This is a genomic window from Nocardia sp. BMG111209 (genome assembly GCF_000381925.1).
In the GTDB taxonomy this organism is placed as follows: Bacteria; Actinomycetota; Actinomycetes; order Mycobacteriales; family Mycobacteriaceae; genus Nocardia.
The window spans coordinates 1-22,242 of sequence record NZ_KB907307.1; the positions used below are offsets into that span (position 1 = coordinate 1).

At 68.8% G+C, this 22,242-nt stretch carries 23 protein-coding genes and 2 rRNA genes; 20 read left to right on the forward strand and 5 right to left on the reverse strand.

What is annotated here, in order from left to right:
• The 5 genes from G361_RS0100005 to G361_RS0100025 form a co-directional block, all read left to right on the forward strand.
• Positions 1-355, forward strand: a 23S ribosomal RNA gene (locus tag G361_RS0100005); the annotation flags it as partial.
• Positions 356-515: 160 nt separating this feature from the next.
• Positions 516-632 (forward strand): 5S ribosomal RNA (rrf, locus tag G361_RS0100010).
• A 311-nt stretch (positions 633-943) separates the two neighbouring features.
• Positions 944-3,025 (forward strand): hypothetical protein, encoded by a 2,082-nt coding sequence (locus tag G361_RS51670; RefSeq protein ID WP_369797858.1) that lies wholly within the window; start codon positions 944-946, stop codon positions 3,023-3,025.
• A complete protein-coding gene (locus G361_RS41615; protein WP_019924978.1) occupies positions 2,935-3,660 on the forward strand; it encodes a hypothetical protein in 726 nt (241 codons plus the stop codon). Before G361_RS51670 ends, G361_RS41615 begins: the two co-directional genes overlap by 91 nt.
• 24 nt (positions 3,661-3,684) lie before the next feature.
• Complete coding sequence (locus G361_RS0100025) at positions 3,685-4,578, forward strand: HAD-IIA family hydrolase (RefSeq protein WP_036494231.1); 894 nt, start codon at positions 3,685-3,687, stop codon at positions 4,576-4,578.
• Positions 4,579-4,807: 229 nt separating this feature from the next.
• Here the strand turns inward: G361_RS0100025 and G361_RS41620 are convergent, their stop codons facing one another.
• Positions 4,808-5,545 carry a YdcF family protein gene (locus G361_RS41620; protein WP_196814379.1) on the reverse strand — a complete coding sequence of 246 codons (738 nt, stop codon included), beginning with the start codon at positions 5,543-5,545 and terminating at the stop codon, positions 4,808-4,810.
• 308 nt (positions 5,546-5,853) lie between these two features.
• Between G361_RS41620 and G361_RS0100035 the strand changes: the two genes are divergently transcribed.
• Genes G361_RS0100035 through G361_RS0100055 form a run of 5 tightly spaced genes read left to right on the forward strand, consistent with a single transcriptional unit; the run spans position 5,854 to position 10,201 of the window.
• Positions 5,854-6,141, forward strand: a complete 288-nt coding sequence (locus G361_RS0100035) for a hypothetical protein (protein ID WP_019924981.1) — start codon at positions 5,854-5,856, stop codon at positions 6,139-6,141.
• A 1-nt stretch (position 6,142) separates the two neighbouring features.
• Positions 6,143-6,970 (forward strand): TlyA family RNA methyltransferase, encoded by an 828-nt coding sequence (locus tag G361_RS0100040; RefSeq protein ID WP_026342529.1) that lies wholly within the window; start codon positions 6,143-6,145, stop codon positions 6,968-6,970.
• Positions 6,967-7,965, forward strand: coding sequence for an NAD kinase (locus G361_RS0100045; protein ID WP_019924983.1), 999 nt, complete (start codon positions 6,967-6,969; stop codon positions 7,963-7,965). The genes G361_RS0100040 and G361_RS0100045 overlap by 4 nt, the downstream gene beginning before the upstream one ends.
• Positions 7,943-9,733, forward strand: a complete 1,791-nt coding sequence (recN, locus tag G361_RS0100050) for a DNA repair protein RecN (protein ID WP_026342530.1) — start codon at positions 7,943-7,945, stop codon at positions 9,731-9,733. The genes G361_RS0100045 and recN overlap by 23 nt, the downstream gene beginning before the upstream one ends.
• 51 nt (positions 9,734-9,784) lie before the next feature.
• A complete protein-coding gene (locus G361_RS0100055; protein ID WP_019924985.1) occupies positions 9,785-10,201 on the forward strand; it encodes a hypothetical protein in 417 nt (138 codons plus the stop codon).
• Between the two features lie 74 nt (positions 10,202-10,275).
• Here the strand turns inward: G361_RS0100055 and G361_RS0100060 are convergent, their stop codons facing one another.
• Positions 10,276-10,698, reverse strand: a complete 423-nt coding sequence (locus G361_RS0100060) for an SRPBCC family protein (RefSeq protein ID WP_019924986.1) — start codon at positions 10,696-10,698, stop codon at positions 10,276-10,278.
• 148 nt (positions 10,699-10,846) lie between these two features.
• Between G361_RS0100060 and steA the strand changes: the two genes are divergently transcribed.
• The 4 genes from steA to G361_RS0100080 all read left to right on the forward strand — a co-directional run bounded on the left by steA (position 10,847) and on the right by G361_RS0100080 (position 15,592).
• Positions 10,847-12,073, forward strand: coding sequence for a putative cytokinetic ring protein SteA (gene steA, locus G361_RS41625; RefSeq protein WP_036494051.1), 1,227 nt, complete (start codon positions 10,847-10,849; stop codon positions 12,071-12,073).
• Entirely contained in the window at positions 12,070-13,008 is a 939-nt protein-coding gene (locus G361_RS0100070; RefSeq protein ID WP_019924988.1) for a copper transporter, read from the forward strand. The genes steA and G361_RS0100070 overlap by 4 nt, the downstream gene beginning before the upstream one ends.
• 158 nt (positions 13,009-13,166) lie before the next feature.
• Positions 13,167-14,915 (forward strand): CTP synthase, encoded by a 1,749-nt coding sequence (locus G361_RS0100075; RefSeq protein ID WP_026342531.1) that lies wholly within the window; start codon positions 13,167-13,169, stop codon positions 14,913-14,915.
• Entirely contained in the window at positions 14,912-15,592 is a 681-nt protein-coding gene (locus tag G361_RS0100080; RefSeq protein WP_019924990.1) for an NUDIX domain-containing protein, read from the forward strand. Before G361_RS0100075 ends, G361_RS0100080 begins: the two co-directional genes overlap by 4 nt.
• A gap of 40 nt (positions 15,593-15,632) precedes the next feature.
• Here the strand turns inward: G361_RS0100080 and G361_RS0100085 are convergent, their stop codons facing one another.
• Both G361_RS0100085 and G361_RS0100090 read right to left on the reverse strand, forming a co-directional pair.
• Positions 15,633-15,929 carry a hypothetical protein gene (locus tag G361_RS0100085; protein WP_019924991.1) on the reverse strand — a complete coding sequence of 99 codons (297 nt, stop codon included), beginning with the start codon at positions 15,927-15,929 and terminating at the stop codon, positions 15,633-15,635.
• 78 nt (positions 15,930-16,007) lie between these two features.
• Positions 16,008-16,370 (reverse strand): metalloregulator ArsR/SmtB family transcription factor, encoded by a 363-nt coding sequence (locus tag G361_RS0100090; protein WP_019924992.1) that lies wholly within the window; start codon positions 16,368-16,370, stop codon positions 16,008-16,010.
• A gap of 111 nt (positions 16,371-16,481) precedes the next feature.
• Between G361_RS0100090 and G361_RS0100095 the strand changes: the two genes are divergently transcribed.
• A complete protein-coding gene (locus tag G361_RS0100095) occupies positions 16,482-17,186 on the forward strand; it encodes a hypothetical protein (RefSeq protein WP_019924993.1) in 705 nt (234 codons plus the stop codon).
• 21 nt (positions 17,187-17,207) lie between these two features.
• On the opposite strand, the gene G361_RS0100100 is transcribed toward G361_RS0100095, so the two are convergent.
• The gene (locus G361_RS0100100; protein ID WP_019924994.1) at positions 17,208-17,747 is read right to left on the reverse strand and encodes a TetR/AcrR family transcriptional regulator; all 540 of its coding nucleotides are present in this window, start codon (positions 17,745-17,747) and stop codon (positions 17,208-17,210) included.
• A 53-nt stretch (positions 17,748-17,800) separates the two neighbouring features.
• On the opposite strand from G361_RS0100100, the gene G361_RS46520 reads away from it, so the two are divergent.
• The 5 genes from G361_RS46520 to scpB all read left to right on the forward strand — a co-directional run bounded on the left by G361_RS46520 (position 17,801) and on the right by scpB (position 22,225).
• Entirely contained in the window at positions 17,801-18,250 is a 450-nt protein-coding gene (locus tag G361_RS46520; protein ID WP_019924995.1) for a hypothetical protein, read from the forward strand.
• Between the two features lie 208 nt (positions 18,251-18,458).
• Positions 18,459-19,382, forward strand: coding sequence for a site-specific tyrosine recombinase XerD (gene xerD, locus G361_RS0100110; RefSeq protein WP_019924996.1), 924 nt, complete (start codon positions 18,459-18,461; stop codon positions 19,380-19,382).
• Between the two features lie 331 nt (positions 19,383-19,713).
• Positions 19,714-20,685: a ParA family protein gene (locus G361_RS0100115; RefSeq protein WP_081635247.1), complete on the forward strand. Its 972-nt coding sequence runs from the start codon at positions 19,714-19,716 to the stop codon at positions 20,683-20,685.
• On the forward strand, positions 20,682-21,518 hold the full coding sequence (locus tag G361_RS0100120) for a ScpA family protein (protein WP_026342535.1): 837 nt from the start codon (positions 20,682-20,684) through the stop codon (positions 21,516-21,518). The genes G361_RS0100115 and G361_RS0100120 overlap by 4 nt, the downstream gene beginning before the upstream one ends.
• 2 nt (positions 21,519-21,520) lie before the next feature.
• Positions 21,521-22,225 carry an SMC-Scp complex subunit ScpB gene (gene scpB, locus G361_RS0100125; protein ID WP_036494052.1) on the forward strand — a complete coding sequence of 235 codons (705 nt, stop codon included), beginning with the start codon at positions 21,521-21,523 and terminating at the stop codon, positions 22,223-22,225.
• Positions 22,226-22,242 lie beyond the last annotated feature (17 nt).

The window sequence follows — 22,242 nt, forward strand, 5'->3', positions numbered from 1 at the left end:
TTGGGCTGTTCGCCCATTAAAGCGGCACGCGAGCTGGGTTTAGAACGTCGTGAGACAGTTCGGTCTCTATCCGCCGCGCGCGTTAGAAACTTGAGGAAGGCTGTCCCTAGTACGAGAGGACCGGGACGGACGAACCTCTGGTGTGCCAGTTGTTCCGCCAGGGGCATGGCTGGTTTGCTACGTTCGGAAGGGATAACCGCTGAAAGCATCTAAGCGGGAAGCCTGTTCCTAGATGAGGTTTCTCACCCCTTGAAGGGGGTAAGGCTCCCAATAGACGATTGGGTTGATAGGCCGGAACTGGAAGCGCGGTAACGTGTGGAGGTGACCGGTACTAATAGGCCGAGGGCTTACCAACGAAGGTGTTACGCGTCCACTGTGTAGTGTCTGAAACAACATACGAACCCCCGGATGTCTGGGTGGGTTCCGGTGTCGGGCAAGAGGTTTCGTTCCTGCTTGCCGGGTACCGGGGTTCATCGAGGACATGTGGTGTGGGGGTGTGGATAGTTTCATAGAGTTACGGCGGTTATAGCGGTGGGGAAACGCCCGGTCCCATTCCGAACCCGGAAGCTAAGCCTGCCAGCGCCGATGGTACTGCACTCGCCAGGGTGTGGGAGAGTAGGACACCGCCGGAACATACATCCCGAAAAGGGGGCCCGATATGGGTCCCCTTTTCGACGTTTACGAACTTGTACCGCCCGGCCACAGCCGTGTCCGGGCGTGATTGAATTTGAGGGGGGCGGGTCGTCGGCCCGCTCCACCGCACGTGGGGTCGAGCGCCGCGGTCGGGTACCGAGCAGGAACAAGAAAGGGATCACTGTGTCGGAGCACAACGACGGTCGGAAACCCTTCCGCCGGAGCAGTGCCGGTCAGGGATCGAGTGGCTCGGACAAGCCGATGCGCAGGGACGACGACTCCCGTGGGGAGCGGCGCGACGAAGGATCCGGTGGCTTCCGACGTTCCGGTGGTGATCGAGGTCGCGACAACGATCGCGGTAATTACAGTCGGGGTGGTTCGGGCGAGCGCGGCGGCTACAACCGCTCCGGCGGAGACCGTAGCAACGGTCGCTCGGACGACAACCGTGGCGGTTTCAACCGCTCGGGTGGTGATCGTGGTGGCTACGGCCGGTCCGACGATCGCCGGGGTGGTTCCGACCGCTCCGGCGGTGAGCGAGGACAAGGCCGGCCCGACGATCGGCGCGGCGGGTTCGACCGCTCCGGCGGAAATCGCGGTTCCGGTCGTTCCGACGACAATCGCGGTGGGTTCAACCGATCCGGTAGCGACCGTGGTGGTTTCAACCGGTCCGGCGGTGGTGATCGTGGTGGTTATGGCCGCTCCGGCGAGCGACGCGACAATGTCGGCGGCTCCGACGATCGCCGCGGCTACGGCCGGCGCGACGAAGGCGGTCGTGGCGGTTTCGACAGGTCCGATGATCGGCGCGGCGACGACCGTCGCGGTGGTTTCGATCGGTCCGGTGGAGACCGGAATTTCGATCGTCCGCGTGGTGATCGCGGCGGCTTCGACCGTACGGACGACCGTCGTGGTGGTTCCGGTCGCCCGGACGATCGACGCGGTGGGTTCAACAGGTCCGAAGGACGTGGCTCGGAGCGCTCCGACGACCGTCGTGGCGGGTTCAATCGGTCCGACGACCGGCGTAGTGGTGGTTTCGACCGTTCCGCCGGCAACCGCGGTTCCGGTCGCTCCGACGACAATCGCGGTGGGTTCAACCGATCCGGTAGCGACCGTGGCGGTTTCAACCGGTCCGGCGGTGGTGACCGTGGTGGTTTCAACCGTTCCGGCGGTGAGCGCGGCGGGTTCAACCGGTCCGGTGGTGACCGTGAGGGCTTCAACCGGTCGGGTTCCGATCGGGGTGGCTTCAATCGGTCAGGGTCCGATCGCGGTGGATTCAACCGCTCGGGCGGCGACCGTGGTGGCTTCGATCGCTCCGATGACCGGCGCGGTGGTTTCAATCGTTCGGGTGGGGACCGTTCTTCCGATCGTCCGCGTGGCGATCGTGGGGGGTTCGACCGTTCCGATGATCGTCGTGGTGGCTACGGCCGCTCCGATGACCGGCGTGGCGGGTTCGACCGCTCGCAGGGGCGCGGCTCCGACCGGCCCGATGATCGGCGTGGTGGTTTCGACCGCTCAGGTGGGGACCGTTCTTCCGATCGTCCGCGTGGCGATCGTGGCGGGTTCGATCGTTCCGATGATCGTCGTGGTGGCTACGGCCGCTCCGATGACCGGCGCGGTGGGTTCGATCGCTCCGAGGGCCGTGGTTCCGACCGGCCCGATGATCGGCGTGGTTTCGATCGGCCCGATCGCGGACGCGACGGCCGGCCCGATGATCGACGGGGTTTCCGGCGCAGCGAGTCCGGCCGTCGATTCGACGAGGATCGCGAGTTCCGGAACGCCGACGAGACCGAACTCGACCGCGGACCCATCGATGACGCGGGCGATGTGGCGGAATTGGCCGGCGCTGATGCCGCCGATTCCGAAGCTGTCGTTCGTGACGACGTTGAGGACGATATCGCCGACGACGAGCTCGATGACGACGAGATCGCTCGCGAGGATGATCTCGACGAGGACGAACTCGATGATGACGAACTCGACGGGGGCATCGCTCGCGCTGATGACGTCGAGGACGACGACGAATTCGATGACGACGATGAAGAATTCGACGAAGAGGACGAATTCGACGGGGAAGACGGCGAATTCGACGAGGACGACAGCGACCTCGACGAGGACGACGACGAAACCGGCGACGAGGAAGCCGAATTCGAGGCGGCCGACTCCGAGGTCGCTGTCGATCGGGAAGCGGCCGGAGGCGCCGACGATTACCAAGAGCGCCGCCGCGGCGGCGAGGGCGCCTATGTGGCCGGTGGCCGTGGCGACGAACGCCGCGCCGGACGGCCGGACGAGCCTCCGCTCCCGGATGACGTGCAGGCTTCCGACCTCGACTCGGCCATCCGCCGCGACCTGCTCAGCCTCGACAAGAACAACGCCGAGGCCGTCGCTCGTCACCTGGTGATGGCAGCGGATCTGATCGTCGACGAGCCCGAACTGGCACTGGCGCATGCGCGAGCCGCTCGTCAGCGCGCGGGCCGCATCGCCGTCGTCCGCGAAACCGCGGGCGTCACCGCGTATCACGCGGGTGAATGGGCCGAAGCGCTGTCCGAACTGCGTACCGCGCGCCGGATGTCCGGTGGCGCCGGTCTGCTCGCGGTGATGGCCGACTGTGAACGCGGCCTGGGCCGGCCCGAACGGGCTATCGAGCTCGGCCGCAGCGAAGAGGCCCGGCAGCTCAGCGGCGACGAGGCGGCGGAACTGCGCATCGTGGTTGCCGGCGCACGGATGGATCTGGGGCAGTACGACCAGGCCGTGGTCAGCCTGCAGACGCCGGATCTCGATCCGGTTCGCACCGGACCGGCCGCGGCTCGTCTCTTCTACGCCTATGCCGAGGCGCTGCTCGCCGCGGGACGTCGCGACGACGCATTGCAGTGGTTCCTCAACGCCGCGTCCGCGGACGTCGACGGCGAGACCGATGCCGAGTGGCGCGCCGAGGAACTGGGCATCGGTGACCCCGATGCGGAGGACCTCGATGCCGAGGAGCCCGAAACGCCTTCGGGCGCAGAGCAGTTCGACCGTACGGAAGACGAGCAGTAGAGAACCCGGAGTCAGGTGGATCCAGTGACGCGGTTACGAGAAGGGTTCGGTGCGCTGCTGCTGGACCTCGACGGCACGTTGTACCGCGGGAACGTGGTCGTTCCCGGTGCGCCGGAAGCGCTTTCGGGTGAATCGAGCGCGCAGATCCTGATGTACGTCACCAACAACGCCAGCCGCTCGGCGACCACCGTCGCCGAGCACCTGGCCGAAATGGGTTTCCGCGCAACCGAAGACGACGTCGTCACCAGTGCTCAGGCGGCCGCGCACGTACTCGCGGATCGGCTGGAACCGGGGGCGACGGTGCTGGTCGTCGGATCCGACGATCTGGCCGCCGAGATCGCCCGTGTCGGTCTCCGGCCGATTCGGCGATTCGACTCCGATCGGCCCGATGCCGTGGTGCAGGGCCATTCCCCGCAGACGGCGTGGCCCGACCTCGCGGAGGCGTCGTTCGCCCTGCGCGCGGGCGCCCTGTGGGTGGCGGCGAACACCGATGCGACGCTTCCCCTGGAACGCGGTCTCGCACCCGGCAACGGCGCCATGGTGGCGGCGTTGCGGGCCGCGACCGAGCTCGAGCCGATCGTCGCGGGCAAGCCGTACGCACCCTTGCTCGAGGATGCCCTGACCCGCGCCGGCACACGGTCGGCGCTGGTGGTCGGCGACCGCCTCGACACCGATATCGACGGCGCCCACTGCGTCGGTCTGCCATCGCTACTGGTCCTCACCGGGGTCAGCACGCTCACCGATCTCCGCAAGCAACCCGCGGATCGGCTGCCGAGCTATGTCTCGGACACCCTCGACGCACTGAATCATCCTGTGGCAGAAGTGGACCCGATCGATCCCGATGCGGGCGACCTCGCCGACGAACTGGGCGAACTGCTCCGCCGCCACCCCGGACGCGCTGTCCCCGTGGCCTCCTGACCCGGGACTGCCGCCACTCGGTCGTGGCGCGTACCGCCACTTCGGTTGTCGCGGAACGGCAATCGACAGGGTCTGAACTCGGCCGCTCGAAGATGGCCTGCAACCAACGAACGTGGCGAACGGCCACTTTCATGGATCGGGCCGTGTTCACTCGAGGGTGCGTGCCGCTGGTGAACAGGTGTCGTATGACAAGTGTGTCCACTCGAGGGACGGGTGTCTGCGAGGTGCGTTACGCCGACACCATGGTCGTGAGGGGTGTCGGCGTCGCGGCGGTGTCGGCGCGGACGGTCCGGACGAGTATTCGCCCGGCGCGGCGACGTGCGACGGCGGCCAGTTCGTGTGCGGCCGTCGGCACCTTGAACCACCACTGCTCGAAAGGACGGTAGTCGGCGGCCGGAACGAGACGGGCGGCGAGGTCGGGTCGCTGGATCCGCAGGTAGCGACGGGCACGAGCGGCGTGCATCGGGTCCGACGCCAGCAGGATGCGGTCCGCGTGCTCGATCAGCGGGATGCTGAATTCGATGTTCTGCCAGGTACTCCGGGCCCGGGTCTCGGTGACGATGCGGTCGGCGGGGATACCCAGCTCGTCGCGCGCGTAGCGGGCCATCACATCGGCCTCGGCCTGGGTGCGGCGTACCGCGCCGCCGGTGAAGACCACGATGCCGTGGCCGTCCCGATCCATCGAGCGCGCGGCGATGCGGCACCGCCAGCGTTGCATCGGATGTGGGCGGCCGTCGGGCCGGGCAGGATAACCGAGCACCACGACCGCCTCGGTACCGTCGGATTCGGCAGCGGCCCAGGCCGATTCGCTGTCGAAGCCCCGCCGCGAGGCGCGCCGGTGCAACAATTCGGCGGCGAGGACAACGAACAACCCGGCCACCGCGCCGATCGTCATCGGGCCGACCGGCCGTGGGCCGCCACGCCCGGGCCGGGGGGAGGCGTCATCCGTCTTCTCCAGTTGCCGCATGCGGGCCATTCTGCCAACCCCAGGACCGGTCGGGTGCGTGTTGCGCGGGAAGTTGCCGGGTCGTGAATGAGCCACGCCGAGAAATCGAGGAATGCCCGATTTCCGGACGTCCGGAAATGATTGCGGCCTCGGGAGGGTGGATGCCACGAGATTGCCCACACGGGTTTTCCGGTGCCCCGGGTCAACGGGCCGGAAGTGGTGCGGAATTCGCCCGATTCGCGGGATCGGGTCGGGCCGTTCGTTCGCACTCGCTGCACGGCCCGTGGGACGTGTGTTCGAATGACCTCTCCGGTAGCGTTGACGACACCATGACTACCCCGACACCTCGTCCGCCCGTCCCCGGTCCGTCCGGTCCTCGACCGGGCGCGCCGCTGCCCGGTCAGCACCTGCAGGCCGGAAATCCGGCGGAGTTCGCCGATCCGGAGCGTGTGCGCGCGGAGATCGGCGCCCTGATGTCGGAGCTTTCGGCGCGATCCGGGGCCGAGACCGTTGCGGGTGAACCGCCGTCCGGCACCGACATCACCCGCCGGGCCCGCATCCTCGAGCAGGCGCACGAGGTCCTGGTCCAGGCGCTGGCCACGGTGGACAAGGTCTGAGGTGGCCAGGCGCGCACGGGTGGACGCGGAACTGGTTCGACGCGGTCTCGCGCGTTCACGGGAACACGCGGTCGAACTGATCGGCGCGGGCCGCGTCCTCATCAACGGCGCCGTCGCGTCGAAACCGGCGACCGCGGTGGAGACCGCCACGCCGCTGCTCGTCCGCGACGAACCGGACGAGGTGCAGTGGGCCTCCCGCGGTGCGCACAAACTCCTGGGCGCGCTCGAGGCCTTCGAACCGCTGGGATTGAGCGTCGGCGGTAAGCGGTGTCTCGACGCCGGCGCGTCCACGGGTGGTTTCACCGATGTGCTGCTGTCGCGCGGGGCCCGCGAGGTGGTGGCGGCGGACGTCGGGTACGGCCAGTTGATCTGGCGGCTGCGCACCGACGAGCGGGTGCGGGTGTTCGACCGTACCAACGTCCGCACCCTCACCGCGGACGCGATCGAGGGACCGGTGGAGCTGGTGGTGGCCGATCTCTCGTTCATCTCGCTCGGACTGGTGCTGCCCGCGCTGGCGCAATGCTGTGCGCCGGGCGCCGATCTGCTGCCGATGGTGAAACCGCAGTTCGAGGTCGGAAAACAGCGAGTAGGCTCCGGCGGTGTGGTGCGTGATCCGGCCCTGCGCGCCGAGGCGGTGCGCACGGTCGCGGCCGCGGCGGCGGAACTGGGGCTGCACACGCGCGGGGCGGTGGCGAGCCCGCTGCCCGGCCCGTCCGGCAATGTGGAGTATTTTCTCTGGCTGCACCGGGCGGAGATCACGTCCGGCGATTCCGGCACCGCCGAGATCGCCGAGCTGGTGCAACGGGCGGTGGAGGAGGGCCCACAGTGAAGCGGGAGATTCTGCTCGTGGCGCACACCGGGCGCACCGAGTTGGCCGAAGCCGCTCATCGAGTGGCGAAGATGTTCGCGGAGGCGGGAATCGGCCTGCGGGTACTCGCCGACGAGATGGCCGGCACCCGGCTCGAGGACGGTCCCGAAGTCGATTGCGACACCAGCATTCCCGAGGATGTCATGGTGTGGACCGTCGAGCACTGCGCGGAGGCGGCACTCGGCTGCGAGATGGTGCTGGCCCTCGGCGGCGACGGCACCTTCCTGCGCGCCGCCGAACTGGCCCGGCCCGCACGGGTGCCGGTGCTGGGAATCAATCTGGGCCGCATCGGTTTTCTCACCGAGGCCGAGGGCGAGGATCTGGACGAGGCGCTGGCCCAGGTGATCCGCGGCGACTATCGCGTCGAACAGCGGATGACCATCGATGTCAGTGTCCGCGTCGACGATGTGGTGGTGGAACGCGGCTGGGCGCTGAACGAGGCCAGTATCGAGAACGCCATGCGGATGGGCGTTCTGGAGGTCGTGCTCGAGGTGGACGGCCGGCCGGTGTCGCAATTCGGTTGCGACGGTGTGCTGGTCGCGACGCCGACCGGGTCGACGGCCTACGCGTTCTCCGCCGGTGGGCCGGTGGTCTGGCCGGAACTCGCGGCGTTGCTGGTGATCCCGAGCAACGCCCATGCCCTGTTCGCGCGTCCGCTGGTGACCAGCCCGGATTCGCGAATTGCCGTGGAAACCGTTGCGACGGGCCACGATGCGATAGTTTTCCTGGACGGTCGGCGTACCCTCGCGCTGCCGCGCGGCGCCCGGTTCGAGGCCGTGCGCGGAGCCGAGCCGGTGCGGTGGGTGCGGCTGGATTCCACGCCGTTCGCCGACCGGATGGTGCGCAAATTCCAGTTGCCCGTGACAGGCTGGCGAGGTCGGCGGCCCGAGCGGGCGGGTGCGGAGATCGAACACCGCCGAACGGAGAGCACGAGTGCTGACAGAGATCCGGATTGACGGTCTGGGCGTAATATCCAGTGCCACAGCGCAATTCCACGAGGGCCTGACCTGCCTGACCGGCGAGACCGGCGCGGGCAAGACCATGGTCGTGACGAGCCTGCACCTGCTCGGCGGCGCGCGCGCCGATGCGGGCCGGGTTCGCCGTGGGGAGAGCCGCGCGGTGGTCGAGGGCCGGTTCACCGTCGACGAGGTGCACGCCGATGCCCGCGACGAGGTCGCGAAGGTGCTGGAATCCGCGGGCGCGCATCGCGACGACGACGGCAGCGTGATCGCGGTGCGCACCGTCGGCAGCGACGGCCGGTCCCGGGCTCATCTGGGCGGCCGCAGCGTGCCCGCCGCGGTGCTGTCCGATTTCACCGCCCCGCTGCTGACCGTGCACGGCCAGAACGATCAGCTGCGGCTGCAACGTCCCGACCAGCAGTTGCACGCACTGGACCGGTTCGCCGGCGATGCGGTCGCGGGCCTGTTGCGCAAGTACCGGCTGGCCCGGCGCACCTGGTTACAGGCCCGCACCGAACTGCTGGAACGCACCGCGCGCAGCCGGGAACTGGCGCTCGAGGCCGACCGGCTGAAACATTCGCTGTCCGAGATCGACACGGTCGCACCGGCCGCCGGCGAGGACGAGCGGATCGTGGCGGAGGTGCGGCGCCTGTCCGATCTGGATTCGTTGCGGGAGGCCGCGTTCGGGGCGCACGACGCGCTGGCCGGTGCCGGTGACTCGCCGGGGGAGGGGTCCGGCGCGCTGGATCTGCTCGGCAGTGCGCGGGCCCGGCTGGAGAGTTCGGGCGATCCGGCGCTCGGCGATCTGGCGCCGCGCCTGGCCGAGGCGATCTCGGTGGTGATCGATCTGACCACCGAACTCAGCAGCTATCTGACCGATCTGCCCTCGGATCCGGGTGCGCTGGATTCGCTGCTCACCCGGCAGGCGGAGTTGAAGGCGCTGACCCGCAAATACGCGCCGGACATCGACGGCGTGATCGCGTGGGCCGACGATGCCCGCGAACGGCTGTCGTCGCTCGACGTCTCCGAAGAGGCGCTGGCGGCACTGTCCCGCGACGTCGAGACCGCCGCCGAACAGGTCCGCGAGGTCGCGAAGAAACTGACGACGGCCCGCACCAAATCCGCGAAGAAGCTGTCGGCCGCGGTCAGCGCCGAACTGGGCGGGCTGGCGATGGGCCGCGCGAAACTGGAGGTCGCGGTGCGGCCGATGCCGGCCGGTGCGCAGGATTCGGCGCCGATCACCGTCGACGGCAAGGATCTGCACGCCGGTGGCACCGGTGTGGACGAGGTCGAGTTCCGGCTCGCGGCGCATTCCGGGGCGCAGCCGATGCCGCTGAGCAAGAGCGCGTCCGGCGGTGAGCTGTCGCGGGTGATGCTGGCGCTCGAAGTGGTGCTGGCCAGTTCCGAGCAGGGCACCACGATGGTGTTCGACGAGGTCGACGCCGGTGTCGGCGGCCGGGCCGCGGTGGAGATCGGCAAACGGCTGGCCCGGCTGGCCCGCACCCATCAGGTGATCGTGGTGACGCATCTGCCGCAGGTGGCGGCCTTCGCCGACACCCACCTCGTGGTGGACAAGGTCGACGACGGCAAGGGCGTCAACAGCGGTGTGCGCACCCTCGGCACCGGCGAGCGGGTGAAGGAACTCGCGCGCATGCTGGCCGGTCTCGACGACACCGAAACCGGCCGCGCGCACGCCGAGGAGCTGCTGGCCACCGCCGATGCCGAGAAGGCCGGCGGCCGGGCCCCGGCTCCCGCGGCCGGCTGATCCGCCTCCCGGCGCTGTACTCCACGGGCCGTCGCGTGGTCCACTGGGTGGATGCCTGAGGAGGACGAGATCGTCGGCCTGTGGAGCGTCGAGGCCGGGTACTACTCGGCGATGGACGACGAGGTCTTCGCGTTCTGGTCCGACGGCGTGGGTTTCGTGGAGTTCGCCCGGCCCTATGTCTCGGATTGCGTGGATTTTCGCTGGACCCGGCTGGGGCCGGAAACGCTTCGACTGGAACCGTTCCGGCGCACCTATGTGGAGGACGGCGACGTGTTCGAGGGCGACGTGCCGCCGCCGGAGGACGCCACCTATCGGATCGTCCTGGAGGACCGGCCGCTCGAGGGCGACCGGATGTCAGTGATGTACCTGACGGCTTCGTTCGTGCTGTACGGGGATCAGGGCCACGGATTGGCCACGCGCACACCGTCGGATCGGCTGCGCGACGCGAATTGGCGGCTCGGGCAGTGACTTCCGGGGTCTCCGGGCAGTGACCTCCGCGGCGCGACGGCATCGGATTGCGTCCCGTCGCGCCGGACGGTGACCTACTTCGCGACGGCCTTGCGCGCCGCCGACAGGATCGGGTTGATCAGGCCGCGCAGCGCCGCGACCATGATCCGGTCCGGCACCGGGATCTTCGGGAAGGACGCCATGCTGTAGGTGACCAGTGTGCCGCCGGGTGCGTCGGCGAAGGTGATGGTGCCGGTGTGGGTCTTCACCGGCGCGCCCGCCACGATCTTGTACTCGATCCGCTCACCGGGCACCAGCCGGGTGGTCTCCTCGATGACACCGACGCCGCCGAGACCGACCGCGTAGCGCGCGCCCACCCCGTTGGGCTCACCGCTGCCGGGCTTGCGCAGGGTGAAGTTGATCGGCAGATACGCATTGAGACTGTCGCGCGCGGCGAACAGCTGGTACACGACCTCACGCGGGGCGGGGACGACGGTGTCGACCGTGGTGCTGGCCATGACGTAGCTCCTTACTCGAGAGTAAGTCGAAGCATATCGGGATGTAACCGGCCAAACGACTGCCGGTGACACGTGCGTCCAGGTGCATGTGCTATCAGTCGGCGCGCCTCCCGCATGCGGTGATAGCGCACGGCCATCATCGGAGCTCATGAGGATGCCGACCCTGTCGCCGAGGAACGCCGACACGCTACCGGGCCTGACCGGCATCGCCCGCGTGGACCGCAACACCCGTCGGTTGCTCAAGCGGGTCGGTCCGGGCGACATCGTGGTGCTGGACGAGACGGACCTGGACCGGCTCACCGCCGACCGGCTCGTCGAGTCCGGTGTGGTGGCCGTGGTGAACGCCGCACCGTCGATCTCCGGACGCTACCCCAATCTGGGGCCGGAAGTGCTGGTGGCCAACGGAATTCTGCTGATCGACGCGGTGTCGCCGGACCTGTTCGGCCGGATCAAGGACGGCACCCGGGTGCGCGTGCACGAGGGCGTGGTCTACGCGGACAAGCTCACCAAGAAGGAACCGGAGACGCTGTTCGAGGGCATGGTGCTCACCGACGCGGCGGTCGCCGAACGGATGATCGAGGCCCGGATGGGCCTGGTCGACCATCTGGAAGCGTTCGCGGGCAACACCATCGAGTTCATCCGTACCGAAAGTGCGCTGCTGATCGACGGTCTCGGCGTGCCGAAGCTGGAACTGTCCATGCGCCAACGCCATGTGGTGGTCGTCGCCGACGGGCCGGAACACCGCGAGGATCTGGCGGCGCTGAAACCGTTCATCAAGGAGTACCTGCCGATCCTGGTCGGCGTCGGGCGGGGCGCGGACACGCTGGTCCGCGCCGGATACCGGCCCGATCTGATCGTCGGTGACCCGGAGGAGATCACGAGCCGGACGCTGGAGTGCGGCGCCGAGGTGATCCTGCCGGCCGATACCGACGGGCACGCCAAGGGTTTGGAGCGCATCCAGGATCTCGGCATCGGCGCGACCACCTTCCCGTCGTCGGGTTCGGCGGCGGATCTCGCTCTGCTGCTGGCCGATCACCACGGTGCGGCGATGATCGTCACCGTCGGCGCCGCGGCGGCGCTGGACGATTTCTTCGATCGCAGCCGGCGGCAGTCGAATCCGGCCACCTTCCTCACCCGGCTGAAGATCGGGCCCAAGCTGGTGGACGCGAAAGCCGTTGCGACGCTGTACCGGCACCGCTCGTCGATGTGGGCCGTGGCCCTGGTGGTGCTGGCCGCGCTGACCGCGATGATCGTCGCGGCGATGGTGGCGCACGCCGGCGGTCCCGCGGTCGATCACGTGCTCGGCGTCTGGCATCACATGCGGGTCTGGGTGCACGGCCTGCTCACCGACAGCAACCAGGTAGGGGGCACATGATCTCGCTTCGTCAGCATGCCGTGTCGATCGCGGCGATCTTCCTCGCCCTGGCGGTCGGGCTGGTGCTCGGCGCGCAGGCCCTGTCCGGTGGGCTGCTGGCCTCGCTGCGGTCGGACCACGCGCAGCTGCAGCAGCGCGCCGACGGGCTGGCGGCGACCAACGGCCGGCTCGCCGACCAGCTCACCGCGTCGGACGCCTTCCTCGCCCGCTCCGGCGGGCGGATCCTCGGCGGGATACTCGCCGAGCACACCGTGCTGATGTTCACCACCCCGGACGCCGACGCCAACGACGTGGACGCCGTCACCCGGGCACTGACGTCGGCGGGCGCGACGATGACGGGGAGGATCGCGCTGACCGACTCGTTCGTCGACTCCGGGCAGGGCGACCGGTTGCGCACCGCGGTCACGAACATGATTCCGGCCGGCGCGCAGCTGTCCACCGCCGCGGTCGACCAGGGCAGCCTGGCCGGGGATCTGCTCGGGGTGGCGTTGCTCACCGATCCGGCCGGCGGCGCGCAGCGGTCCACGCCGCAGGAGCGTGGCCTGATTCTCGACACGCTGCGCGGCGGTGGGTTCCTGACCGCCGGGGAGGTCCAGCCGGCGCAGCTCGCGGTGGTGGTGACCGGCGACGGCGCGCGGGCCGCGGAGAACAACGAGGGCTCGATCGTGGCCCGCTTCGCCGGTGGCCTGCGCGGCCGGTCGGCGGGGGTGGTGCTGGCCGGGCGGCCCGGCTCGGCCGCCGACGCCGGGCCGATCGCGGTGGTGCGGGCCGACGGCCAGCTGGCCGCGGCGGTATCCACCGTCGACGACGCCGATCGGGAGATGGGCCGCATCACCACCGCGCTCGCCCTCGGTGAGCAACTCGCCAGTGGCAGTGGCCGTTACGGGGTCGGTCCCCGGGCGGGTGCTTTCACCGTCGCTGCCGTGCCGCACTGACGGGCGTATTCACAGCATTCCCGGGCGTGGCAGCGCCGGTGCGGATGGGGGAGCCGGGGCCGGTGGGGCGGATGGGACGGACACCGATCCAGTCATCTCGTGGCAACCGCGCGTGGCGTGTGATTCATCGGCCGTTTTCCGTGTTACTGTGAAGTCCCGTGGGTCAATCACGGATTCCGGCGCGTTCGCCCCTTCAAACGCATCACGTGGCTACCAAGCACATCTTCGTCAGCGGCGGTGTAGCCTCCTCGCTCGGCAAGGGACTTACGGCCTCCAGCCTCGGCCAGCTGCTCACCGCACGCGGTCTCCGCGTCACGATGCAGAAGCTCGATCCGTACCTCAACGTCGATCCCGGCACCATGAACCCGTTCCAGCACGGTGAGGTGTTCGTGACCGAGGACGGCGGCGAGACCGATCTGGATGTCGGTCACTACGAGCGATTCCTCGACCGGGACCTGTCCCGGGACGCCAACGTCACCACCGGGCAGGTGTACTCCACGGTGATCGCCAAGGAGCGACGCGGTGAGTACCTCGGCGATACGGTGCAGGTCATTCCGCACATCACCGACGAGATCAAGAATCGCATCCTGGCCATGGCCGGGCCCGACCTGAACGGGCAGATTCCGGACGTGGTGATCACCGAGATCGGCGGCACCGTCGGCGACATCGAGTCGCAGCCGTTCCTCGAGGCGGCCCGGCAGATCCGTCACGATGTGGGCCGCGACAACGTGTTCTTCCTACACGTGTCGCTGGTGCCGTATCTGGCGCCTTCGGGTGAGCTCAAGACCAAGCCGACCCAGCATTCGGTGGCGGCGCTGCGCAGTATCGGTATCCAGCCCGACGCGCTGATCCTGCGGTGCGACCGCGAGGTGCCGCAGCCGCTGAAGAACAAGATCGCGCTCATGTGCGACGTCGACGTCGACGCCTGCATCTCCACCCCGGACGCGCCGTCGATCTACGACATCCCGCGCGTGCTGCACCGCGAGGGGCTGGACGCCTACGTGGTGCGGCGGCTCGGGCTGCCGTTCCGCGACGTCGACTGGACGGTGTGGGGCGATCTGCTGGATCGGGTGCACAATCCGCGCGAGGCGGTCACGGTCGCGCTGGTCGGCAAGTACGTGGATCTGCCCGACGCCTACCTGTCGGTCACCGAGGCGCTGCGCGCCGGTGGTTTCGCCGCACGGGCGAAGGTGAACATCCGCTGGGTGCAGTCCGACGACTGCGAAACTCCTTCGGGCGCGGCGTCGCATCTCGAGGATGTGCACGCGGTCCTGATCCCGGGCGGGTTCGGTATCCGCGGTATCGAGGGCAAGGTCGGCGCCATCCGCTACGCCCGCACCCACGGAATCCCGTTGCTGGGCCTGTGTCTCGGCCTGCAGTGCGTGGTCATCGAGGCCGCGCGGTCGGTGGGGCTCGCGGATGCGAATTCGGCCGAATTCGCGCCGGAGACACAGCATCCGGTGATCTCCACGATGGCCGATCAGGAACAGGCCGTGGCCGGTGAGGCCGATCTCGGTGGCACCATGCGCCTCGGCGCGTATCCCGCTGTGCTGCAACCGGGTTCGGTGGTCGCGCAGGCGTACGGCGAGACAGAGGTGTCCGAGCGGCACCGGCATCGCTACGAGGTGAACAACTCCTATCGCGACCGGATCGGCAAGAGCGGCCTGCGGTTCAGCGGAACCTCGCCGGACGGGCATCTGGTCGAATTCGTCGAGCTGCCCGCCGATGTGCATCCGTACTTCGTTGCCACGCAGGCGCATCCGGAGTTGAAGAGCCGACCGACCCGGCCGCATCCGCTGTTCTCGGGGCTGATCAACGCGGCGCTGAAATACCGTGCGGCCGAACAGCTTCCGGTCGAGATCCCGGACGGGGTCGGCGCCGACGAGGCGGAGCGGGTGGCGCAGTGAGCGAGCCGGCGAGAGATCCGTCACCGCACACCGAGGCGGGCACCCACGAGTTCGAGCGGGTGTCCACCCGCACGGTGTATTCGGGGGCGATCCTGGCCCTGCGCCTGGATCAGGTGGTGATGCCCGGCGGGCAGGTCGCGCAGCGCGAGGTGGTCGAGAAGTACGGCGCGGTAGCGGTTGTCGCGATCGACGACGACGGCAATCTGGTGCTGATCGATCAGTACCGGCATCCGATCGGCCGGCGTCTGCTGGAACTGCCCGCCGGTCTGCTCGACGAACCGGGCGAATCGCCGCTGGCCGCCGCCGAGCGGGAGCTGGCCGAGGAGACCGGGCTGGCCGCCGCGCACTGGTCGGTGCTGGTCGAGATGGCGTTGTCGCCCGGCTTCACCGATGAGGCGCTGCGGATCTATCTGGCCTCCGGTTTGTCCGAAACCGACCGTCCCGCTCCGGAAATGGAGGAGGCGGACCTTCGGGTGCTGCGGATGCCGCTGGACGAGGCCGTGCGTGCGGCGTTGTCCGGTGAGATCACCAACGCGACGGCCATCGCCGGAATTCTGGCGCTGGCCGCGGTGCGGGACAAGGGAATCGAGCCCCGGCCGGCGGATGCGCCGTGGGCCGGGATGCCGACGGACTTCCTGGAACGGAAGTCCGCCGGATCCGCCGGGAACGAGGATTGAGTACGGTCGCCCGGGCCGGATGCCCGGGCGACCGCCGAGATCAGTTACCCGCGGCGCCCATCTGCGGAGCGAGGACGAAGGCGCTACGGCCGCTCTCGTCCATGCTCGTATCGAGCACCTTGTCGTCGAGGAATTCGGCCGCCTGTTCATCCAGGAAGACCTTGGATCCCGCGGTGTCGACGATCCGGTCGTGTTCGGCCGGGGCGGCGGCAACCGCGAGCTCGAGCGTCTGCGCACCGTCGTTGGTGGAGATCCGCAGGCCCGCATCCTCGGGCGTACCCGCCGTGGACGTCAACGAACGAACGGCCTCGACGGCAGTGGGAGTAAGCATCAGCATGTTGTCATCTCCTTTCGGTCCCGCCTGGCGAGTATCCAGCGACGCTCCGGTGAAACCGATTCCGCCGGGATCCTTCGCTCAACCGTGATGGGGAAGCCCCGCGACGGTGTGTTCGGCCTGCGCCAGCGCCTCGGCCAGCAACCGCAGGACATGGCCGCCGGACAGCCGGTAGAGGCGGGCGCGGCCGTCGGCACGCTGCTGCACCAGACCGACCAGACGTAGTTTCGACAGATGCTGGCTGGCGGCGGTGGGGGTGCAGCCGGCCGCCTCGGCGAGCGCGGTGACGCCGAGTTCGTCGTCCCGCAGCGCCCACAGCAACCGCAGCCGGGTCGGCTCGGCGAGCATGGACAACATGCGCACGGTCTGCTCGACCTGCTGATCGGTGAGCCGTTCGTCGTGCCCGGCGGGCGTCGTCCGCGCGGTCGTCCTGCCCGTGGTCATCACGTCGCCCTTCCGTCACCGTCTGCCCACCCAGTGTGGCACCCGCCGCGTACTGTCCCGGGCCATACTTTCTCATCTTCACGAATGCGAAGATGAGTGTATATTTCGGCTATGAGTTTCGTCGCTCCCGCACTCCTCGCCGCGGCGGCGGGTGCGGGTTTCGGGCATGCGGTACTGCCGGATCATTGGGTGCCGCTCGCGGTGATGGCTCGTGCTCAGCGCAGTTCACTGCCCAGGGTGCTGCGACTGTCCGGCCTGGCGGGCGTGGCGCATGTGGCCCTCTCGCTGCTCCTGGGCGCGATCGTGATCGGCATCGGCCTGCAGTTCCGCGATGTGGTGGAGCGGCGGGAGAACCTCGTCGTGGGCGGACTGCTGATCGTCACCGGCCTGGCGCTCGCCGTGCTGGAACTCCGGGGCCGGGGGCACGGGCACAGCCACGACGAACACGGTGCGCACGGGCACGCCGGTCATGAGCATGAGCACCAGCACGGGCATGAGCATGAGCACGCCGGTTCCGGTGACCGTGGCCGGGTGGGCCGGTTGCTCTCGGTCGCGGTGCCCTTCGGCGCGGCGGCCTCGCCGGATCTGACCATTCTCCCGATCTTCCTGGCGGCCGGCGCGGTGGGGACGACCGCCGCGCTCGGCACCTTGATCGTTTTCGCCCTGGTCACGATCGCGACCATCGTGGTGGCGACGACGCTGGGCGCGCTCGCGGGATATCGGTTGCGCGGCGAGCGGGTCGACCGGAACGCGAACCTGATCACGGCCGCGGTCCTGGCGATCATCGGAATCCTGGTCGCGGGCAACATCTTCTGAGCGGTGCGGCCGCGCCGGTGATCACCGGGGCCCGGTCAGCTCCCGCAGGCAGGGCCGCAGAATATCGAGGATCTGCTCCGGATCGGCGCCGGCGAGCGCGGACGGTCGCAGCAGATGGCGGTTGAGCACGACGCCGAGGATGAGCGCGCCGATGAGATCGGCCCGCAGATTCCGATCCGGCGCGTCGATACCGGTGGCGAAGCGGGCCTGCTGCTCCTCGAGGGCGCGGCGCAGCTCGTCGGTGGCCTCGGGATGGGTGAGCATCGAGCGGAGCAGGGCCAGTGACGTGGTCGGCTCCTTCTCCAGCCGCGTGGACAGCATGTCGAGCGCGTACTCCAGGGGGTCGCGCGATTCGGGGGCCGGAACGGCATCGCGCACGCAGGCGGTGAACAGCTGTTGTTTGGATCCGAAATGCTGCATCACCAGCGCCGGATCGACCGCCGCGGCGGCGGCCACGGCCCGGATGGTGGTGCGCTCGTATCCGCGTTCGGCGAAGATCTCGCGCGCGGCGTCGAGGATGCGATCACGACTGCGGCGGCCGCGTTCGGATTTGCTGATCATTTCGCTCCACAAGTGTTGAGTTTCGGGCCCTGGTTTCTCTACGCTTGTTGAGTATGAAGGACATCGTTTTCGTCGTGACGTTCGCCTCGTGCTGGTTCAGCGCGGGGTCCATCTGGATGGCGCAACACAATTGGATTCTGTTCCGGCGGGTCGGCCCGGCCGAGTTCGGTGCGTTCCACGCGGCCTGGCTGCGCGGACTGTATTGGGCGGGAGTGCCGATGGTGCTGCTAGCGCTGATCGGCAATGCCGCGCAACTGCACTGGCGACCCGCGCACACCACGGTCGCACTCGTGGTGGCGGCGCTGGTATTACAGGTGCTCGTGCTGGTCGCCACCGCCGTGTGGTGGGGTCCGGCGCAGCAGCGGATGCACTTCGCCCGCCGGCCCGACGACAGCCTCGATCCCGGCTACCGGCGGCTGTGTGACGCCAATTGGCTTCGCGTGGTGGCTGTTTCGGCCGTCGCGGTACTGCAGGCCGTCCTGCTCGCCGAGGCGCTGCCGTGACGACGCGGCGTCCGGCGGCAACCGTTCCGCTCGGCAGCGATCTCGCTCCGGCCGCCGACGCGAGCGGGTTTCGATCGGCGAGTTTGTCGGTGGTGGCTGCAATGATGATGCGATGACCGTCCTCCCCGCCCGCCCGGCTGCGCCGCCGCCCGGCTGCGCAGCAGTTTCCGGGCTACTACGGCCGGCGCTCCGATAGGCGGGTGGGCGGGTGCTGGCGCGGCAGATCGGGGCCTATCTCGACCACATGACGGTCGAGCGGGGCGCCGCGCGCAACACCCTCAGCGCCTATCGGCGCGATCTGGACCGGTATCGGGAATTCCTGACACAGCGCGGGATCGGCGGGCTGGCCGAGGTCGGCGAGGGCGATATCGGCGATTTCATGGTGTCGCTGCGGGCCGGTGAGCACGGATATCCGCCGCTGGCGGCCAGTTCCGCGGCTCGCGCGCTCGTCGCGGTCCGCGGGCTGCACCGCTTCGCCGCCGCCGAGGGCCTGGCCGCGGCCGATGTGGCCCATCCGGTGAAACCGCCCACCCCTGCCCGGCGGTTGCCGAAAGCCCTTCCCTACGACCAGATTTCCCGGCTGCTCGACGCGGCGGGCGGCGGGGTGTCCGACAGCGGGCCGCGCGGCCTGCGCGACCGGGCGATGCTGGAACTGCTGTACTCCACCGGCGCCCGGATCTCCGAGGTGGTCGGCCTGGATGTCGACGATCTCGATGCCGCCGACCGCGCGGTGCTGTTGCACGGCAAGGGCGGTAAGCAACGCATGGTCCCGGTGGGCCGTCCGGCGCTCGCCGCGGTGGAGGCCTATCGGGTGCGTGGCCGGCCCGCGCTGTCGGCGCACGGCCTCGGAAATCCCGCACTGTTCCTGAACGTTCGCGGCGGCCGGCTGTCCCGGCAGAGCGCGTGGCAGGTATTGCAGGACGCGGCGGGGCGCGCGGGTATCGCGGCGGCGGTGTCGCCGCACACGTTGCGGCATTCCTTCGCCACCCATCTGCTGGACGGCGGCGCGGATGTCCGTGTGGTGCAGGAGTTGCTGGGGCACGCATCGGTGACCACCACGCAGATCTACACCCTGGTGACGGTCAACACTTTGCACGAAGTGTGGGCCACCGCACATCCGCGGGCCCGTTGAGTGCGAATACACACCGGTCGCCCGGAACACGGGTGTGTTCGGGAACGGTGGCGTTCACGACACGCCGACGCCGGGGGCGGAAGTGACGGATGATGTAATCCGTGCTCGGCCAACGGTGTCCAGCACTCCGGGACCGAATCGCGGAGCGACACGCTGATAGGGGCAGGCTCACAATGCGTGTCCGAGCGTCGCTCTTGCGCTTCTAGGCGGTAGCGTCTATGAGGTCCCGGTGCGCTGCGGCGGTGCTGCACAACGCCCCCCGCCGGCGCTGGGCGACCGCCTTGCCGAGATGGGGGCGGGGCGAGGCAGGAATATCGAAGGAGCAGCGGATATGACGACAGCCGATGCGTCGGAGCAGCCGATGCGAGCTGCGGCAGAACCGCTTTCGAATACCCGACCAGGCCAGCGGATCGAGCAAGCGGCCCAAACATTATGGGAGGCTAAAGACATCGTGGCGGACGGCACCGAAATCGGACCGACCGGACGCCCGTTGCGCGACATCCCCGCTCCACCCCCGGTGTCCCGCAACGGTGACGCACTGATCGTCGCCATGTGCAATCAGAAGGGCGGCGTCGGCAAAACCACATCCACCATCAACCTCGGTGCTGCGCTCGCGGAGTACGGCCGCAGAGTGCTGCTCGTCGATCTGGATCCGCAGGGCGCGTTGTCCGCGGGTCTCGGTGTCGCGCACCACGACCTGGATCTCACCGTGCACAACCTGCTCGTCGGCGGCCGCGCCCGCGTCGACGACGTCCTGATGAACACCAAGGTCGAGGGCATGGATCTGCTGCCCAGCAACATCGACCTGTCGGCCGCGGAAATCCAGCTGGTCAACGAGGTGGGCCGGGAGCAGACCCTGGGCCGGGCGCTGGCACCGCTGCACGACCGCTACGACTACATCCTCATCGACTGCCAGCCGTCGCTGGGCCTGTTGACCGTGAACGCGCTGGCCTGTGCCGACGGCGTGATCATTCCGATGGAGTGCGAGTACTTCTCGCTGCGCGGACTGGCACTGCTCACGGACACGGTCGAGAAGGTGCGGGACCGGCTGAACCAGCGTCTGACCCTGGACGGCATCCTGGTCACCATGTTCGATGCGCGACTGCTGCACTCCCGGCAGGTCATGAGCCGGGTCGTGGAGGTGTTCGGCGATCTGGTCTACGACTCGGTGATCGCACGCACCGTCCGGTTCCCCGACGCCAGTGTGGCGGGGGAGCCGATCACCACCTGGGCGCCGAAATCCGGCGGCGCCGAGGCCTATCGCGCGATGGCACGGGAAGTCATTCACCGGTCGGGCCGTTGAGCGAAACCGATAGATCGGCCGGGTTCCATTTGCGGCTGAGCAACTTCGAGGGTCCGTTCGACCTGTTGTTGCAGTTGATCAGTCAGCGCCGCCTGGACGTCACCGAAGTGGCGTTGCACCAGGTCACCGATGAATTCATTGCGTACACCCGCCAGCTCACCGCGAGCCTGGGTCAGGACACGACGCTGCGTGCGGACAAAATCCTCGACCAGACCACGGAATTCCTGGTGGTGGCGGCCACCTTGCTGGATCTCAAGGCGGCCCGGTTGCTGCCGTCCGGCGAGGTGACCGACGAAGAGGACCTGGCACTGCTCGAGGCCCGGGACCTGCTGTTCGCCCGATTGCTGCAATATCGGGCGTTCAAGCAGGTCGCCGAGCTGCTCGGCGAGCTGGAATCGGTGGCGCTGCGCCGTTATCCGCGCGCGGTCTCGCTGGAGGACCGTTATCTCGCGCTGTTGCCGGAGGTTACGCTGGGGGTCGACGCTGCGGCTTTCGCGCAGGTCGCCGCGGCGGCCTTCCGGCCACGGCCCCAGCCCAGAGTCGGGCTGGACCACATTCACGCGCACGCCTTCTCGGTCGCCGAGCAGGCGGCGCTGGTGCTGGAGTTGCTGAAGGCGCGCGGAGCCGGCGCCTGGACCACGTTCGCGGAGGTCTGCGCGGGTTGCGACCTGCCGATCCAGATCGTGGCGCGATTCCTGGCGCTGCTGGAGTTGTACCGAGGCAAGACGATCGAGTTCGAGCAGCCCGACCCGCTGGGTCCGCTGGCGATCAGCTGGATCGGGGAGATCGATGAGACGGCACCGCCGGTGGCGTTCGAGGAGGATTACGGGTGACGATGACCGCCGACACCGACCAGCCGGGAAACGAACCGCTGCCGGATGCCGACGAGACGGAGACAGCTCCCGTCATCCCGGAAATTCTCGATGAACCGGAGTTCCGGGCGGCGCTCGAGGCCATGCTGCTGGTGGTCGACGCCCCCGCACCGACGCAACTGCTGGCCGCCGCCCTCGCCGACGCCGAATCCCGGGTGGAACGGGTGCTGCGGGAGATGTCGGCGGAACTGACCGCCCGCGGCAGCGGCATCGACCTGCGCTTCGTCGGCGACGGCTGGCGGTACTACACTCGTACCGACTATGCGCCCTATGTGGAGCGCATGTTGCTCGACGGGTCCCGGTCCAAGCTCACCCGGGCCGCCTTGGAGACACTCGCCGTCATCGCCTATCGTCAACCGGTTACGCGAGCACGGGTGAGTGCCGTGCGCGGAGTGAACGTCGACGGCGTCATCCGCACTCTGGTGGCCCGCGGTCTCATCGCCGAGGCCGGGGCCGATCCGGAGACCAACGGCACGCTCTACGTCACCACCGAGCTGTTCCTGGAACGGATCGGACTCGCGTCGCTGGCGGATCTGCCGGCGTTGGCGCCGCTGTTGCCGGGCGTCGACCTGATCGATGAGATCAACGAGAGCCTGGATACCGACCCCCGGTACACCAAGCTCAGGAAACCCGCCGAGTCGGATATCGACCTCGGCACCGAGGAATGACAGGACTCCGGAGCGGA